Annotated in this window: 23 protein-coding genes and 1 pseudogene; 4 read left to right on the top strand and 20 right to left on the bottom strand. The window is 28.5% G+C overall.

Features of this window, described 5'->3' with window-relative positions:
- Positions 1 to 70: 70 nt before the first annotated feature.
- From NT01CX_RS12530 to NT01CX_RS06530, 16 genes are all read right to left on the bottom strand, one after another.
- On the bottom strand, positions 71 to 205 hold the full coding sequence (locus NT01CX_RS12530) for a hypothetical protein (protein ID WP_256995286.1): 135 nt from the start codon (positions 203 to 205) through the stop codon (positions 71 to 73).
- A 107-nt stretch (positions 206 to 312) separates the two neighbouring features.
- Positions 313 to 1,077 (bottom strand): hypothetical protein, encoded by a 765-nt coding sequence (locus NT01CX_RS06475; RefSeq protein WP_011722258.1) that lies wholly within the window; start codon positions 1,075 to 1,077, stop codon positions 313 to 315.
- 2 nt (positions 1,078 to 1,079) lie between these two features.
- Entirely contained in the window at positions 1,080 to 1,631 is a 552-nt protein-coding gene (locus tag NT01CX_RS06480; protein WP_011722259.1) for a Holliday junction resolvase RecU, read from the bottom strand.
- A 76-nt stretch (positions 1,632 to 1,707) separates the two neighbouring features.
- Positions 1,708 to 1,905, bottom strand: coding sequence for a helix-turn-helix domain-containing protein (locus NT01CX_RS06485; RefSeq protein ID WP_011722260.1), 198 nt, complete (start codon positions 1,903 to 1,905; stop codon positions 1,708 to 1,710).
- A 154-nt stretch (positions 1,906 to 2,059) separates the two neighbouring features.
- A complete protein-coding gene (locus NT01CX_RS12285) occupies positions 2,060 to 2,230 on the bottom strand; it encodes a hypothetical protein (protein WP_187146690.1) in 171 nt (56 codons plus the stop codon).
- A 24-nt stretch (positions 2,231 to 2,254) separates the two neighbouring features.
- Positions 2,255 to 3,157 carry a GntR family transcriptional regulator gene (locus NT01CX_RS06490; RefSeq protein ID WP_011722263.1) on the bottom strand — a complete coding sequence of 301 codons (903 nt, stop codon included), beginning with the start codon at positions 3,155 to 3,157 and terminating at the stop codon, positions 2,255 to 2,257.
- Positions 3,158 to 3,166: 9 nt separating this feature from the next.
- The gene (locus NT01CX_RS06495; protein WP_011722264.1) at positions 3,167 to 3,358 is read right to left on the bottom strand and encodes a hypothetical protein; all 192 of its coding nucleotides are present in this window, start codon (positions 3,356 to 3,358) and stop codon (positions 3,167 to 3,169) included.
- A gap of 10 nt (positions 3,359 to 3,368) precedes the next feature.
- Entirely contained in the window at positions 3,369 to 3,965 is a 597-nt protein-coding gene (locus tag NT01CX_RS06500) for an ERF family protein (protein ID WP_011722265.1), read from the bottom strand.
- An 11-nt stretch (positions 3,966 to 3,976) separates the two neighbouring features.
- Entirely contained in the window at positions 3,977 to 4,510 is a 534-nt protein-coding gene (locus NT01CX_RS06505) for a host-nuclease inhibitor Gam family protein (protein WP_011722266.1), read from the bottom strand.
- A 47-nt stretch (positions 4,511 to 4,557) separates the two neighbouring features.
- Complete coding sequence (locus tag NT01CX_RS06510; RefSeq protein WP_011722267.1) at positions 4,558 to 4,839, bottom strand: hypothetical protein; 282 nt, start codon at positions 4,837 to 4,839, stop codon at positions 4,558 to 4,560.
- 14 nt (positions 4,840 to 4,853) lie between these two features.
- Positions 4,854 to 5,045, bottom strand: coding sequence for a hypothetical protein (locus NT01CX_RS06515; RefSeq protein WP_011722268.1), 192 nt, complete (start codon positions 5,043 to 5,045; stop codon positions 4,854 to 4,856).
- A gap of 12 nt (positions 5,046 to 5,057) precedes the next feature.
- Positions 5,058 to 5,213: a DUF6906 family protein gene (locus tag NT01CX_RS12290; protein ID WP_011722269.1), complete on the bottom strand. Its 156-nt coding sequence runs from the start codon at positions 5,211 to 5,213 to the stop codon at positions 5,058 to 5,060.
- A gap of 15 nt (positions 5,214 to 5,228) precedes the next feature.
- A complete protein-coding gene (locus tag NT01CX_RS06520; RefSeq protein WP_011722270.1) occupies positions 5,229 to 5,945 on the bottom strand; it encodes a phage antirepressor Ant in 717 nt (238 codons plus the stop codon).
- 108 nt (positions 5,946 to 6,053) lie between these two features.
- Positions 6,054 to 6,191, bottom strand: coding sequence for a hypothetical protein (locus tag NT01CX_RS12295; protein ID WP_011722271.1), 138 nt, complete (start codon positions 6,189 to 6,191; stop codon positions 6,054 to 6,056).
- Between the two features lie 11 nt (positions 6,192 to 6,202).
- Positions 6,203 to 6,991 (bottom strand): phage antirepressor KilAC domain-containing protein, encoded by a 789-nt coding sequence (locus NT01CX_RS06525; protein ID WP_011722272.1) that lies wholly within the window; start codon positions 6,989 to 6,991, stop codon positions 6,203 to 6,205.
- Positions 6,988 to 7,203 carry a helix-turn-helix domain-containing protein gene (locus tag NT01CX_RS06530; protein ID WP_011722273.1) on the bottom strand — a complete coding sequence of 72 codons (216 nt, stop codon included), beginning with the start codon at positions 7,201 to 7,203 and terminating at the stop codon, positions 6,988 to 6,990. The genes NT01CX_RS06525 and NT01CX_RS06530 overlap by 4 nt, the downstream gene beginning before the upstream one ends.
- 203 nt (positions 7,204 to 7,406) lie before the next feature.
- Between NT01CX_RS06530 and NT01CX_RS12080 the strand changes: the two genes are divergently transcribed.
- The 3 genes from NT01CX_RS12080 (at position 7,407) to NT01CX_RS06545 (ending at position 10,590) form a co-directional block, all read left to right on the top strand.
- Positions 7,407 to 7,748 (top strand): helix-turn-helix domain-containing protein, encoded by a 342-nt coding sequence (locus NT01CX_RS12080; protein ID WP_011722274.1) that lies wholly within the window; start codon positions 7,407 to 7,409, stop codon positions 7,746 to 7,748.
- A 127-nt stretch (positions 7,749 to 7,875) separates the two neighbouring features.
- Complete coding sequence (locus tag NT01CX_RS11965; protein WP_187146691.1) at positions 7,876 to 8,814, top strand: ImmA/IrrE family metallo-endopeptidase; 939 nt, start codon at positions 7,876 to 7,878, stop codon at positions 8,812 to 8,814.
- A 180-nt stretch (positions 8,815 to 8,994) separates the two neighbouring features.
- Positions 8,995 to 10,590, top strand: a complete 1,596-nt coding sequence (locus tag NT01CX_RS06545; protein ID WP_011722276.1) for a recombinase family protein — start codon at positions 8,995 to 8,997, stop codon at positions 10,588 to 10,590.
- Here NT01CX_RS06545 and NT01CX_RS06550 read toward each other — a convergent pair.
- Positions 10,565 to 11,605 (bottom strand): annotated as a pseudogene (locus tag NT01CX_RS06550) (YifB family Mg chelatase-like AAA ATPase); the annotation flags it as partial. The gene NT01CX_RS06545 and the pseudogene NT01CX_RS06550 sit on opposite strands and share 26 nt — an antisense overlap.
- Positions 11,606 to 11,800: 195 nt before the next feature.
- Between NT01CX_RS06550 and NT01CX_RS06555 the strand changes: the two are divergent.
- Positions 11,801 to 12,163 carry a YraN family protein gene (locus NT01CX_RS06555; RefSeq protein ID WP_011722278.1) on the top strand — a complete coding sequence of 121 codons (363 nt, stop codon included), beginning with the start codon at positions 11,801 to 11,803 and terminating at the stop codon, positions 12,161 to 12,163.
- 59 nt (positions 12,164 to 12,222) lie between these two features.
- Here NT01CX_RS06555 and NT01CX_RS06560 read toward each other — a convergent pair whose 3' ends face one another.
- The 3 genes from NT01CX_RS06560 to rplS form a co-directional block, all read right to left on the bottom strand.
- A complete protein-coding gene (locus tag NT01CX_RS06560; RefSeq protein WP_039238449.1) occupies positions 12,223 to 13,017 on the bottom strand; it encodes a ribonuclease HII in 795 nt (264 codons plus the stop codon).
- A gap of 20 nt (positions 13,018 to 13,037) precedes the next feature.
- Positions 13,038 to 13,880, bottom strand: coding sequence for a ribosome biogenesis GTPase YlqF (ylqF, locus tag NT01CX_RS06565; RefSeq protein ID WP_011722280.1), 843 nt, complete (start codon positions 13,878 to 13,880; stop codon positions 13,038 to 13,040).
- A gap of 78 nt (positions 13,881 to 13,958) precedes the next feature.
- Positions 13,959 to 14,309, bottom strand: a complete 351-nt coding sequence (rplS, locus tag NT01CX_RS06570) for a 50S ribosomal protein L19 (protein ID WP_011722281.1) — start codon at positions 14,307 to 14,309, stop codon at positions 13,959 to 13,961.
- Positions 14,310 to 14,363 lie beyond the last annotated feature (54 nt).

The raw sequence follows: 14,363 nt of genomic DNA on the forward strand, positions 1-14,363 counted from the left end.
TTTCAATCTTTTTAGATATAGCTTATGTCTATTTTCAGTTCTTTTTTAGTACTTAGCTATAACTTTCCTTTCACCTCTCAATTACCTGGGCATCACGTTTGCTTACTTCACCAGCTTTAGTAGTGTAACTGAATTTATTTATTTTCTTAACTTCATAAATCTTACCTAATTTACTTGAATACCAATCACTCTTATTAGCATTCATAATTATAATTTTCATAAGAATTTACTTCCTATTTCTCAATTCTTAATATAGTTACAGCAGCAGCAACAATAAGTATTGCCACTACTATAATTAATGACTCCTTCACTTTAAGCCCCCACTTCTAATATTTTAATAATTTGCCTTCTTCCTATAGCCGTAGCTACTCCAACCTCTCCTCTCTTGAATGAAATATTTAATATCTCATTTGCAAGTCCATATTCTCTAGTAATAACTCCTGTTATAATTTCTGATTTACTTCTATATGCTTGTACTCTGTCTCCAACTTTAACGCTCTTTTGCATCTGCTTTATATCAATTGCTTCTGATTCTTTATTTTGCTCTTGTATGACCTCATTTTGTGAATATATAGCTCGTACATTGTTAAACTCTAATATCCACCCTAGAGGATTTATGCTAATAACCTTATCTTCCAACTCTACTATTATATTTTCATCACCTTTACGTCTAATTTCTCTTAGGTCCCTATACTTCTCTTTAATAGTCTTTAATCTATCTTCTTGTAGCTCATTTATTTTTAATTCGTGTTTATAATAAAGCACCTGGTCCATAGGTAACACATTGATTCTTTTATCAAACTTAAACTCTTCAATACCTTGCTTATTTACATATATAGTTTTGAATCCTCCTGGAGCAATAAGCTCTATTCCGTAACTTCCACCACAATATTTAATGATTCTTGATAAGTTATCCATATACTTATACTTTTCTAAAACTGTACTTAAATCTATACTTTCTGTAACTTTTTCATGTGTTTCCATAACATTTTTAGGCTTTTCTGTTATTTTCTTAGCAGCTTTCGTTACTTGTATATCAAAGATACTTATTTGACCTTCAGCAATATATTTGTTCATATCTATACTCCTAACTTAAGCTCTTTGTATTTCCACCCTTTGCTTTCCTTTACTTCACTTTCTTCAATTTGTTCAGTAAATAAAATCTCTAAGTTATACCTAAATCGTGTCCTTTTTTGTTCACTAGGTATTTCTATACCATGCTCTATGCAAAATTTAATTGGTATTGACTTCCTTGTGGTTGTTTTAATGAACTCATAGAGTGTTTGTACCTTTATTGCATAAACTCGTTGGACACCCCTAAAATTAAGTAAAAAATAAGGTATTACATTTTTATATCTACTAGCCTTTATCATCCCTTGAAGTTGATTTTTTCTTATTCCACTTAACGGAATACTTACACCTTGATAGCTCTTAAGCTCTAATAGAAACAATTTATCTTTTGCAAACACTTCAAAGTCACATATGTTATGAGCCTGGAATCTTACATTTTCATTTTTATCTCCTTTGAAATTTGCAGTACCATCTTTATATCTATTGCACCAGCACCATTCTGGAACTGACTTTTTAAAATCTTCCTCAAACTTCTTCCCATCATTCTTAGCCAACTTCATCACCTTCTTTGTTTTTAACTGACTATCAAATAATAATACAAACTTACAGCAATACCATTTGATAGCCTTATATATCCTACTTCCTTATTTTTTTAATACATTGTTTATTTGCCCACTCTTGCAGTAGCTCACGGTTTATAAAATGCTTTTTTCCTATCTTCATGCAAGGAAAATCTTTTCTTTTTAACAAATCACCATACATAGTATTCCTTCCTACACCTAAAACCCTCATGCCCTCTGCTGGACTTATTAGGATAGAATTTTTATCAGCCATAATTCACTTCTCCTTTTATATAATTTTAATCATAATACTTTTAACTATCTCAATAGCTTCTAATACTGAACATCCATCAAAATATAATCTTGCTACTTCCTCTACCCAAAAGTTAATGTCCATACTTCGTACTCCTTTATTATTTTGAACTTATCTAATCAGCATAATAATCTAAATCTATATAGAGATCTTCATCTACCCAATCGAAAATATCTCCCCTTAGATTTACCCACATCTTCATTCCATTAACTTCTTGTATTTCTAGAATTTCTTTAGTTGTTTTATGTCTTAATCGCTTACCTATTCTATATTCACTTGCTACCAAAATATTTCCCTCCTTCACAATTTACTATTTTTGAGTATCTTCTTGATCCCAACCTAGCAGCTTCTTTTCCAGTTCGTCAAAATCATAGTTACGCTGCGGATGATTGTTGAACTCGTCCATTTTGTTACCATATACTTTATTTTCATATTTAACTTTTTTACTATCATTCTTTTCTAGTAGTAGTCTTTCATATTGCTTCCTGAACTTATCTGCACTTAATATGTTCTTATACCAAAAACTATGCTTTTGACAAAATACTATAAGTTGCTTCACTTCTTCTAAATCTCTTTTATCTATTCTTAATATATAGTCAAATGTTTTTGCCCAGTTTTGAAAATTAGGCTCTTTAGCATTTGGATTATTAACTTTAATATGTTTGTACAAATATTCGGCTAGTCTGTATTCATTTGAATCAGACATATATTTATTCTTATTATCATTCTTTTCATTCTTATCATTCTTTTCATTATTATCATTCTTTTCATTATTGTTTGTGTATACCTCATGGTTCTTTTGTGGTATAGCGTATGGTTCTTTTATGGTTTCTTTATGGTCTATGCTATGGTTTTTTTGTGGTTTTTTTATGGTTTTTTCTCCTTCTGAAAAGTCTTGATAATCATTGTAATTAGTGACTTTCAAGGTGGTACCCTTTTTTGACTTTTTTAATTCAATCATGTTATCACTTTCAAGTAATTTTAAAAACTTTCTAACAGTTGTTTTTGATACACCCCATCTTTCAGCCAATTTTAGCTCTGATGTATGGTGTTCTCCTCTTTCAATAGTTATTAATTCATTGCCTAATAAAAATTTATTATCCTTATGATTGGCTAGAAGGAGGATATCTAGCCACCATTTTAACTTTTGTGGATCCTGCCATATCCAATGTTCTTGTATGTTTCTATAAATCTTAATCCATCCTTCTGCCATGACTTCCTCCTACAATGCTTGTTTATATTCCTCTACAATGTTACTAAGTATATCTTTGTATATATTAGGTTCTCTTAATGCTCTTTCACATTCTGAAACTATAGCTTGTATATCTTTGTCTTTCTCTCTTATCAAATCTTCCTGCTTTTCTGCTGCTTCTATAAAATCACTTAATGCTATACTTAGCTTTTCTGATAACATTTTATCCCTCCTATTTCTTCAACTTCTCATATCCTTCGCATAATTCATCATATTGAGATTTTGTCAAGTCCTCTAAATGTTGAACATTATATTTCTTTAATGCTTGATTCTTTATTACATTAGCATCATATCCAGCCGCACCTGCTATTGCATAAAGTCTTTTTAGTTGTGCTTGAGTTAACTTTTTACCACTAGTTTTATTACTTGTCTTTGAGCCTGTATTAGTTGTATCAGAATCCTTAGTATCATCTATACAAAATAATCCATTAAGTGCATATTTCCTAGCATATGAGCTTGTACTACCTGTAAGCTGACTTGCATCCATTCCCTTTTTATTCTCTTCTTCCCTTGCAAATGCACTAACACTTTCTTTATCTCCTGTTTCAATATCTACAACAGTTGCTGTAGCTTTTATATAGTATCTGTCACCTACTAGTAATATTTCATCCGCTATTGTTAAAGATAGCTTATTCTCTAGCAATAAAGGTTTAACTGATTCCAATATATCTTCACAGTTTCTATAAGCATAGTTGCCAAACTTATTAAACTGACTTTTAGGAGCTTTGAGCTCACTTTGTACTCTAAGTAATTTTTCATATACTCCCATACCTTTTCCTCCTACTCAACTTTTACAGAAATGCTTTCCTTTTCTTCAACAATTACTCCTGGAAGTATTTCACCCGTTTCTTTATTTATTCCATGTTTATAAACTTTTTTAAACTCTGTTTTATTTATTTCTTCCGTAACTCTTATAAGTTTATCTTGTTTGTTTTCTTTTAAATAATTAAGCAATGCTTCTTTATCATCCCAATTATATTTTTCAATTTTTCTACTGCTTACTTTTCCGTAAGGTGTACTAAGTTTAAACTTATTATCTTTAGTCCTTTCTTCCTTAAAATATTCTGTTACTAAACTTTCAAAATAACTTATACTATTTAAAGCACCTTCATTTTCTTTCTTTTCCCATGAATCTATTCTAAATCTTTCAGCATCTGCTAATGCTTTATTGGTTTCTATTTGCTCTTTAAGTGCCCTTATATTTCTAAAGCACCAGTTCGCACTTTCTAAACTATCTACTTTAAAAGTAGTAACCTGCTCTTGTATAACCTCATTCATTTCTTTTATCTCATTCTTTAATAATGCATTCATCATCTTTACAAATCCTCCTATTTTCTTTATACTGTAGTTGTTTGAATTTTTTAAATACTTTTTATTGAGCTGTTGGCGCAGCTCTTTTTTTTATAATCAAGAACTTTAAAAATTGCTTGTGCTGTTGTACCATACAGCTCACCTATTTTACTAAAGCTTAATCCTTGTGCTCTAAACTTCTTTATATCTTCAAGGTCCTTATTAGTCCATACTTGATGTATTCTTGGATTAGCTTCTCCCTCCAAAACTTTATCTAAATATCTAAATGCCATCTCCGGTGTGTAATGTTTTTCTATTGCTATATGCAATGCAACTAAATTTTCTAGATACATTCTTTCACCTCCCTTCATGCACATTTATACTTTTTTAAAATGAATAAACTTATTTCTGCAATATTTAATACTTCATGTAAGCTTGTACACTTTTTAAAATTAATTCTGTTAAACTTAATATCATCTGTAACCATTTTTGCAATTGATTCAAATTCTTCTTTAGTTAAACGTCTATTAAATCTCCTTTCTAGTATTGCCTTTAGCATGTAATCCCCTCCTTAGTATCTAACTGGTGGTAAAACTTTCATTGTTCTTATATCTACAGGAACAAAATATTGCCCATCTTGTGTAAGTCTTAAATAATGCTTTGATTCTAGTCCTAAGCTACTTAATGCTTTCTTCTGATTTCTAGACAATCTTTTTAAATGCTTCATTTTCTATTTCTCCTTTTAAAAACTCATTTGTGAGTTAGCACCCTTAATCATAAGTTCAAGTTCCCTGTTAGGCTTCCAATTATTTATCAAATCCTTTGCTCTATAAAACTGTTTTACAGATGTATTCTTGTAACTATTGACTTGCATTATTCTTTTGAAATCTCTCCATAATGTGCTAAAAGCTTTTTTATTTAATTCTTTATAAGCTGGAGTATTTTTACCACCTAAAGCTTGTACTACAATTTTTCTAGCCAACGAGCTCAATTCTTCTTGTTGTGCATAGTCTATAGTCATACTGTTTTCTAATTTATTAACTTTAGTTTCTATACTGCTTAACTTTTCCTCATGTTCTTCTATAACTTCATATTGAAGTTTTAACTGTTCCATTGGACTTAACTGCTTAGTCTTTAATACTTTCTCCATTTTGTTGAATGCTTCAATGTATTTTAATTTCCATGCATCAGCCTTTGCTCCTGTAAACCCCATAACTATAAAAGTAAATCCATCTCTAGTTAATAAATACTCTTTATATTCATTTCCATTATGATTAAATGATGTTGGTATAAATAACTTTGAAATTTCGACCTCCGAATTTTCGGTAGTTAAACTTTTAATTTTATTTTCAATAGCTTCAACTACATGAGAATGTCTTTTCTGAAAGTCTCCTGCTATTTGTCTGCTAGTTACTACAAGTTGTCCATCTTTGTTTTTTACATTTACTAATTTGTTCATTGAAATTCAACTCCTTATCTTTTTTATTTACCTTTAGAACCAACAGGATTTAAGTTGGAGCTTGTACTACTTGCCGTTGCGGCACTGTTGAAATGCTTAAACTCTATATTATTTAGATGTGCTTTTATCTTTTTCTAATTCTTCTTTTATTTTTGCATTTAAGATTATTTGAAATGCTTTTTTAACCTTTTCTTTATCTAATTTGTAACTTTTATTAACTACATAACAATCTGTCCTATATGCCATTACTAACACTCCTATCTACTGCAAGCCACTTCTTGTAGTACTTCATTCTCAATAAACTTATTTATGAAATACATCTGACCTTTTCCAGTAACCTTTGGTGTCTTACTGATACTTATATGTCCATCACTATGAGTTATTGAGGTTTCTTTAACTTCAAATAATCCTAAATCCATACTGTATTGAGTTGGCATATTGTAATCAGTTCCTTTTCTCTTAATTAAGTAGCCATTATCTCTAAGCCATTTGAATAGTCTATTCTGTCCCATATCAACTCCATTTTGTTTTAAAATCTTTGCTAGTTCTCCAACTAATATTGACGTATGGCTTGTACTTACTGCATCTGCAAATAATACTTTGGGTTTTTGCTCCTTAAGTTGTTTTTCTTTTTGAGCATTTTCTAGTTTTAAACTTTCAACATTTCTATTAGCAATTTCTAAAGCTCTTTTCATAATCATTTCTGGACTATTCCAGGCTTTTTCTACTGCTATAAAATATTGTCTTGCTTGTTTACCTTTTTCATTACGTTGTATCATTGCTAACTCTTTTGCCATGTCTAACTTTATAGCATGATCTGTATACGTAGTTTCATTACCTTGAGCTGTTGTTCTTTTTTGTACAATAGCTATAAAGTCTTGATTTTCAATAAATCCATATTCTTTCATTCTTGAAAACCAAATATCATATCTTGTCTTAACTTCTAAAAACTCATGTAATTCTCTACCACTTACTAAAATCTCACCATTATCATTTTCTTGTAATGGTATAAGTTGCTCATTCTTAAAAATCTGTAAATTATTCATTGCTTGTCCTCCTTATTTTCCTCAATCAGTTTAATTATTGAAATTTTTAATGCTTTAGAAATTGCCATTAATTCATCAGCTTTTAATCCTCTTTTTTCATTTTCAATCTTAGAAATTTGAGATTGATTTAGTATTTTGATAGATTTGGCTAATTCATATTGAGATACCCCTAAGTTCTCTCTAATTTCTTTAATTCTGTATCCGACTTTCATTTTCTCACCCCAATTCCATTTTCGAATTAATTACATTATAGAATTAATTTACTTATATTTCAATTCTAATTTAGAATTATTATTTAAAAATAACTCTTCTTTACTCTGTTTTTCTTTAAAATCCTTGACATAATTCTAAAATTGAATTATTCTAAAATAGAATTAACAAATATTTTAGATTCCATTTTAGAAAGGAGATAAAAATGAAACCTTATGAAAAATTAAAACAATTAAGAATTAGTAGAAATATAACTACTTATGAATTATCTGAATTAACTGGAATTCCACAATCAACAATAAGTAAAATGGAGAATGGTAAAAGAAAAATCGAAGCTGAATCTTTGCAAAAACTTGCAGATGCACTTAATATATCAGTAAATGAGTTTTTTGACAGCTCCTTTAAAGATTCAACTAGTGAGAGCTTTGATGAAGATATTCGCAGAATTGAAAGAGCTAGAAATAAAATGCCTTTAAAAGATAAAGAAAAAATGATGAAAATTTTAGAAGCTTCTTTTGAGGATTATTTTGATGATGAGGAGGACTAGATATAAATTTATAAAAAACACAGTAAATAACCTATTTATACAATTAGGTATAAATTCATATCCAATTAATCTTATTAATATTTTTTCAAAAATTAAGAACTGTAGAGTTGTTTCTTATAGCAATCATATGAAAAAATACAATTTAACAGAGACTGAAGTAATACAACATTTTGGCTCTGCTGAAGGCTGCACTATATATAATTTTAAAAAAAATAGATATTTGGTTTTTTATAATGATTTAAATATCTATTATAAAAAACCTGCAAGAAGAAGATGGACATTAGCTCATGAACTTGGTCATATTTTTTTGTGTCATCATATCATAAGTAATAAAACCAAAATATTTAGGAATACATTAACTGATGATGAATATAGATGGATGGAAGTTGAAGCAAATAGATTTGCATCTTTGTTATTAGCCAACCCAGTAATTTTACATAAATTAAATATAAAAAATAATATTGATATAATGAATATTTGCAAATTATCAGAAGAAGCATCTATTTATAGATATAAAGAATATTTAAAATGGAAAAAACGTAAATACATGAATTGTTCTGATATAAAAATTATTTACCAATTTCATGATTTTATTTATAAAAAAAATTGTTTAAATTGTGGTTATGGATTTATTTCCGAAACTGCAAAATATTGTCCTATATGTGGAGAAAAATTAATAAGAGGAGATGGAAAAATGATTTATAATGATGGTTTTAAATTAAATAGTAATGGTAAAGCTTTAAAATGTCCTAACTGTGAAAATGAGCAATTCTTAACTGATGGAGTCTATTGCAGAATATGCGGCACTTATTTAATAAATAAATGCACTAATGATCATGGAATTTGGGAGCAAAACGAGTATGGTTATACTATTAAAATTAAAGATGAATGTGGAATGATTTCTCCTGGTAATGCTAGATTTTGTGAAAAATGTGGTGAGCCTACTACTTTTTATACTCAAGGATTATTAAGAGATTGGAAAACCAATAAGACATTAGAAGAACTAAATAGAGATGCTGTGGAACAAGTTGCATCTGATATTGATGATAATAATATACCATTCTAATTTAATAAAGATAATAAGATAAACAATATCTTATTATCTTTGCTGCAACTATAGTTATATTTATAAGAAATGACTATTAAAAAAATTGCTAATTCTGTAGAAGTTCCTGTAAGAGTTTTAAAGCAACTAGCAAATTTATAATCATTAATCGAACATAAGTTTAAGAAAGGAGTAGTAAAAATGATAGCTGTATACTGTAGAGTATCTACAGAAGACCAACAAGAAAGAAAAACAATTGAAAATCAAATTTCTTTTGCTGAGAAATATTGTGATTTACATGAACTTAAGTTGTTTAAGATATATAAAGAAGATGGTGTTTCTGGTACTATACCCTTAGAAGATAGACCACAAGGAAAGCAACTTATAAAAGATGCTAAAAATAATAAATTTGATACATTACTTTTATACAAATTAGATAGGCTTGGTAGGTCTGCTAGGATAACATTAAACTCTATACATTTATTAGAAGAATTAAATGTGCAAATTAAATCTATGACCGAACCATTTGATACCTCATCCCCCTCTGGCAGATTTATGATAACTATGCTTGCAGGCGTAGCTGACTTAGAAAGGTCCACAATTTTAGAACGTATGTGGCTCGGTGCTAATAGAGCAGCAAAGGAAGGCAAATGGCTTGGAGGAATTGTTCCTTATGGCTATTTTGTTAATGAAGATAAATATTTAGAGGTAAATAATAATATAATATCTGAAATAAATCTGAGTGAAGCTGATGTTGTAAAATTAATTTTTAGTCTTGCAACTGAAAATAATATGAGTTGTATAAAAATTGCCGACTACCTAAATTCCTTAAACATTCCTCCAAGCTATAAAAAAGATAATAGAAAAATATTAAAAGGTAAAAGAAAAGTAAGTGTTTCTGGCATTTGGAGTCCTTCTAGTATATTGCGAATGTTGCATAATACAACATATAAAGGTGTGCATGAATACGGTAAGCGATCCCAAAAGAAAAGAGAAATTATAACTAGAGAAGTTCCAGCTATAATTACAGAAGATATTTGGAACAAAGCACAAGGAGTAATAAAAGATAATATAATAGAAGCTACTCGGAATCGCAAAAGAAATTATTTATTGAAAGGATTAATTAAGTGTGGTAAATGCGGTTGCAATTATGTAGGAGCTAAATATAAACACAGTAATTACTACTATGTATGTGGCGGTAAAATTAAATACAATGGTCCATTTGGTAAATGTACATCTAAGAATTTGAATGGAGAATATATAGAAAATATGATATGGAATGACATAACTGAATTTATAAATAATCCAGGTGAAACTATAAATATTTTAAAGGAAAACTTAAAAACTAAGGACTCTAATAAGCAAGATTTAATTAATCAAAAAGAACTTCTAGAAACAAATTTAAGAGCTAAAGAAACTGAAAAACAATCTATATTAGATTTATTTAGAAAAGGAATAATAACTGCGAATGATGTTGAAATCCAATTATCTAAAATACAAAAAGAATTTAATGCTATACAAGATAATTTAAATGCTATTAATCATAAATTAAATGAAATGTACGATATTCCCGATTACACTAAAGTTGATGAGATGTTAAAAAGCATGAAACTAATTATTAATCAAGATAATATCTCTTTTGAAGATAAAAGACAAATAGTAAAAACACTATTAGATAAAATTACTGTTAATACTATTGAAGAAAATAATACTAAGAGTGCAAGTTTAGATATTAAGTACTCTTTTATCAAAGTAGAAAACCACACGTTCAAGGATTCATACTGGAAACAAGCATAAAATTGCTAGGATATTCCACAGCACCACTGGCTCTACTTATTTTTATAACTCTGTCTTCAAGGGGTTGCCTTAAAACTTCTAGGGTTTTTCTATTAAATTCTAGTATTTCATCTAAAAATAATACTCCATTATGAGCTAATGAAATTTCACCAGGCATTAGCTTATTTCCACCTCCAACTAATGAAACCTGAGATGCAGTATGATGTGGACTTCTAAAAGGTCTTTCATATATCAATCCATTATTATCTTTTAATTTATTAGATATACTATAAATCTTAGTAACTTCTAATGCTTCTTCATAACTTAACTCTGGAAGTATAGTTGGAATTCTTTTAGCTATCATTGTCTTTCCACATCCTGGGGGACCAAACATAAGTATATTGTGTCCTCCAGCAGCTGCTACCTCTATAGCTCTTTTACAGCTTTCTTGGCCTAGTACATCTGAAAAATCCAAATTATCTTTTAATATTTTTTTATTTTCTTCAAATTTATATGGAATAAGATCTCTATATTTAAGAAATTCAATAACTTGACTTAATGTTTCAAATGGGAAAACTTTTGCATCATTTACGAAAGCACATTCATTTGCATTATCCATAGGCACTATAAAGTTTGATAATCCATTTTCTATTGCATCTATTATAATAGGTAGAGATCCTCTTATTTTTTTTAATTCACCTAAAAGAGATAGTTCTCCTATAAATAAAAATTCTTCAACATTGTCACATTTTATCTGATTGCTAGCTAATAATATAGCTATAGCTATAGGTAGATCTAATAGTGAACCCTCTTTTTTTAAATCAGCTGGTGCTAAATTAATTGTTATTCTTCTCATTGGAAATTCAAATCCAGAATTTATTATTGCAGCTCTTACTCTTTCCTTTGATTCTTTAACAGCAATATCAGGAATTCCTACTATATTAAATGCCGGTAGTCCATTTGAAATATCTATTTCTACATTTATAATAGTTCCATTTATTCCTGTAAAAGTAGCTGATTTTATTTTTGTAACCATACAATCACCTCTTCTTTTTAGATTATTGACAAATAATTTATTAATATAATGTTTTTAAAATTTTTTATGGTTTACATTTTTATTTCTAAATACATAATTTTGATTATGTAAACTATATTTAAATACATAATATCTTTTACTTGTGTTTAATTACTATAAACTATGTCAAAAATCATAATATAAAGGAGGACTTTTATGTATAACTTTAACAAACCTATAGGATCTTATGGAGAACATATTTCTGAAAACTTTTTAGTATCTAAAGGTCATAAAATTTTAACTAAAAACTTTAGATGCAGAAGTGGCGAAATAGATATAATCAGTAGTCACAATAATTATATATGCTTTACAGAAGTAAAAACCCGTTATAACTATTCTTTTGGCATTCCTTGTGAATCTGTTACCATTACCAAAATAAAAAAGATAAGAAATACAGCTAAATTTTATATATACATAAATAAATTATTTAAAAATAACTTTAAGTTTAATGTAATAGAAATTATATTAAATAAATATAGCAATGATTATTCTATAAATTTTATAGAAAATGCCTTTTGATATTTTAATAAAAATAATAAACTACTACTTAATTTTCAAGTAGTAGTTTATTATTTTTATTAAAATGTATTTAAAATATTCTTTAAAAAACTTTTTCTGTGGATTTTTGTACATCCAAATTTTTTTATAGCTTCTATATGCTCTTTTGTACCATATCCCATATTTTTATTAAACATATACTCTGGATACTTTTTAGAGTACTCTATCATTAAATTATCTCTATATACTTTAGCAATGATAGATGCACATGCTATAGATGCACTTTTCGCATCTCCTTTTACAACAAACTCATTATTTATAGTACAATTTTTTATTTTATATCCATCAGATAATACTAAATCAGGATCTACTTTTAAATTACATACTGATCTTTTTAAGACTTCATTATTACACCAAGCAATTCCTTTTTCGTCTATTTCTTCACTGCTTATCTCTTGTATAGAGTAACTAACCGCTCTTTCCTTTATAATTTTTGAAAGTTCTTCTCTCACTTCAAAACTTATTTTTTTAGAATCATTTATTCTAAGTATTAAATTCTCATCATTTATAATATCTAAATCTAATACTACAGCAGCTGCTACTATAGGCCCTGCAAGAGGTCCTCTTCCTACCTCATCCGCCCCAGCTAAATATGTACCACTTTTAATATATTTTTTATCAAACTCATACATATTTCTTACACGAATTCTTTCTTTCTTTCTATTTTCAAGAAACTTAATAACATTTTTTCCTAAATTTTTTACAGTTACTCTATTATCGTCTTCTAATGTTCTTATTAAGGCTTCATAATCTATACTTTTATCTTCAGATTTTAATATATTAGAAATATAAGCTTTTACATCTGTAGCTTTCATGTTACCTATATTCATATATATCACGGCCTTTCTAACGATATAGGACCTAATTTTCCACCTCTAAATTCATCTAAAATCATAACAGATACTCTATTATAGTCTATATTTCCTCCAGAGATTACAGCCCCTCTTTTTCTTCCTATACTGTCCATATTCTCTAATGTATCTTCACTTAGTGAATTTAATTTGTATCTTTCCATTAATTTTTCTGGATATTCTTCTTGAAGCTTACCTATTAATTTAAAAGCTAAAGTTTCTATATCCATTATTTCATCTTTAATGGCACCAGTAAATGCTAAATCTAATCCAACACTTTCATCCTCAAATTTAGGCCATAAAACTCCAGGAGTATCTAAAAGCTCAATACCCATCTTTGTTTTAATCCATTGTTTATTTTTAGTAACACCTGGTCTATCTCCAACTTTAGCAGTATTATTTTTAGCCATTTTATTTATAAATGAAGATTTTCCTACATTGGGTATACCTACAACCATAGCTCTTGTTGTTATGTTAACCATGCCCTTTGATTTTAGCCTATCATGTTTTTCTTTAAGTAGTTCATTTATAGTAGGCTTTATATTATTTAATCCTTTTCCTGTAACACAATTAACACTAAGAACCTTTACAGAATCATTAGATAGCTTTTCAATCCACTGTCTAGTTATTTTTTCTTCTGCAAGATCGCTTTTATTTAATAATATAATTCTAGATTTATTGTTACATATACTATCTATATCTGGATTAGCACTAGATTTTACTATTCTAGCATCTCTAATTTCTATTACTACATCTACGAATTTTAAATTTTCTTTTATTTCTCTTCTGGTTTTTGCCATATGTCCTGGGAACCAATTTATCGCCATATACTAAACTCCTCCTAATAAATTGAATTAAACAATTTATATTGTATAAAAAAAAGGGACTATAAAGTCCCAATTTTACTATCTGTTAAGAGCTTCTTTAACTTTTGCAGCCTTACCTACTCTATTTCTTAAGTAGTAAAGTTTAGATCTTCTTACTTTACCTCTTCTTACTACTTTGATGCTTTCAAGCATTGGAGAGTTTACTGGGAATGTTCTTTCAACACCAGTACCGTATGCTACTCTTCTAACAGTGAAAGTTTCTCTAATTCCACCATTTTGTCTCTTTATTACTGTTCCTTCGAAAGCTTGAAGTCTTTCTTTGTTTCCTTCTTTAATTCTTACATTAACTCTAACAGTATCTCCTACGTTGAATTCAGTTATATCTGTTTTTACTTGTTCAGCTTCGATAGCTTTTATTATATCTAACATGTGCTTTCCCTCCTTATATTTTCTTTGACGTTCGTACTCTATGTATATTGTGTA

This window comes from Clostridium novyi NT (genome assembly GCF_000014125.1).
Taxonomy (GTDB): Bacteria; Bacillota; Clostridia; order Clostridiales; family Clostridiaceae; genus Clostridium_H; species Clostridium_H novyi.

Bases quoted from the DNA above. Each gene is read 5' to 3' on its own strand.
- NT01CX_RS12530 (WP_256995286.1), bottom strand. From the start codon at position 205: ATGAATGCTAATAAGAGTGATTGGTATTCAAGTAAATTAGGTAAGATT.
- NT01CX_RS06475 (WP_011722258.1), bottom strand. From the start codon at position 1,077: ATGAACAAATATATTGCTGAAGGTCAAATAAGTATCTTTGATATACAA.
- NT01CX_RS06480 (WP_011722259.1), bottom strand. From the start codon at position 1,631: ATGAAGTTGGCTAAGAATGATGGGAAGAAGTTTGAGGAAGATTTTAAA.
- NT01CX_RS06485 (WP_011722260.1), bottom strand. From the start codon at position 1,905: ATGGCTGATAAAAATTCTATCCTAATAAGTCCAGCAGAGGGCATGAGG.
- NT01CX_RS06490 (WP_011722263.1), bottom strand. From the start codon at position 3,157: ATGGCAGAAGGATGGATTAAGATTTATAGAAACATACAAGAACATTGG.
- NT01CX_RS06495 (WP_011722264.1), bottom strand. From the start codon at position 3,358: ATGTTATCAGAAAAGCTAAGTATAGCATTAAGTGATTTTATAGAAGCA.
- NT01CX_RS06500 (WP_011722265.1), bottom strand. From the start codon at position 3,965: ATGGGAGTATATGAAAAATTACTTAGAGTACAAAGTGAGCTCAAAGCT.
- NT01CX_RS06505 (WP_011722266.1), bottom strand. From the start codon at position 4,510: ATGATGAATGCATTATTAAAGAATGAGATAAAAGAAATGAATGAGGTT.
- NT01CX_RS06510 (WP_011722267.1), bottom strand. From the start codon at position 4,839: ATGTATCTAGAAAATTTAGTTGCATTGCATATAGCAATAGAAAAACAT.
- NT01CX_RS06515 (WP_011722268.1), bottom strand. From the start codon at position 5,045: ATGCTAAAGGCAATACTAGAAAGGAGATTTAATAGACGTTTAACTAAA.
- NT01CX_RS12290 (WP_011722269.1), bottom strand. From the start codon at position 5,213: ATGAAGCATTTAAAAAGATTGTCTAGAAATCAGAAGAAAGCATTAAGT.
- NT01CX_RS06520 (WP_011722270.1), bottom strand. From the start codon at position 5,945: ATGAACAAATTAGTAAATGTAAAAAACAAAGATGGACAACTTGTAGTA.
- NT01CX_RS12295 (WP_011722271.1), bottom strand. From the start codon at position 6,191: ATGGCATATAGGACAGATTGTTATGTAGTTAATAAAAGTTACAAATTA.
- NT01CX_RS06525 (WP_011722272.1), bottom strand. From the start codon at position 6,991: ATGAATAATTTACAGATTTTTAAGAATGAGCAACTTATACCATTACAA.
- NT01CX_RS06530 (WP_011722273.1), bottom strand. From the start codon at position 7,203: ATGAAAGTCGGATACAGAATTAAAGAAATTAGAGAGAACTTAGGGGTA.
- NT01CX_RS12080 (WP_011722274.1), top strand. From the start codon at position 7,407: ATGAAACCTTATGAAAAATTAAAACAATTAAGAATTAGTAGAAATATA.
- NT01CX_RS11965 (WP_187146691.1), top strand. From the start codon at position 7,876: ATGAAAAAATACAATTTAACAGAGACTGAAGTAATACAACATTTTGGC.
- NT01CX_RS06545 (WP_011722276.1), top strand. From the start codon at position 8,995: ATGATAGCTGTATACTGTAGAGTATCTACAGAAGACCAACAAGAAAGA.
- NT01CX_RS06555 (WP_011722278.1), top strand. From the start codon at position 11,801: ATGTATAACTTTAACAAACCTATAGGATCTTATGGAGAACATATTTCT.
- NT01CX_RS06560 (WP_039238449.1), bottom strand. From the start codon at position 13,017: ATGAAAGCTACAGATGTAAAAGCTTATATTTCTAATATATTAAAATCT.
- ylqF (WP_011722280.1), bottom strand. From the start codon at position 13,880: ATGGCGATAAATTGGTTCCCAGGACATATGGCAAAAACCAGAAGAGAA.
- rplS (WP_011722281.1), bottom strand. From the start codon at position 14,309: ATGTTAGATATAATAAAAGCTATCGAAGCTGAACAAGTAAAAACAGAT.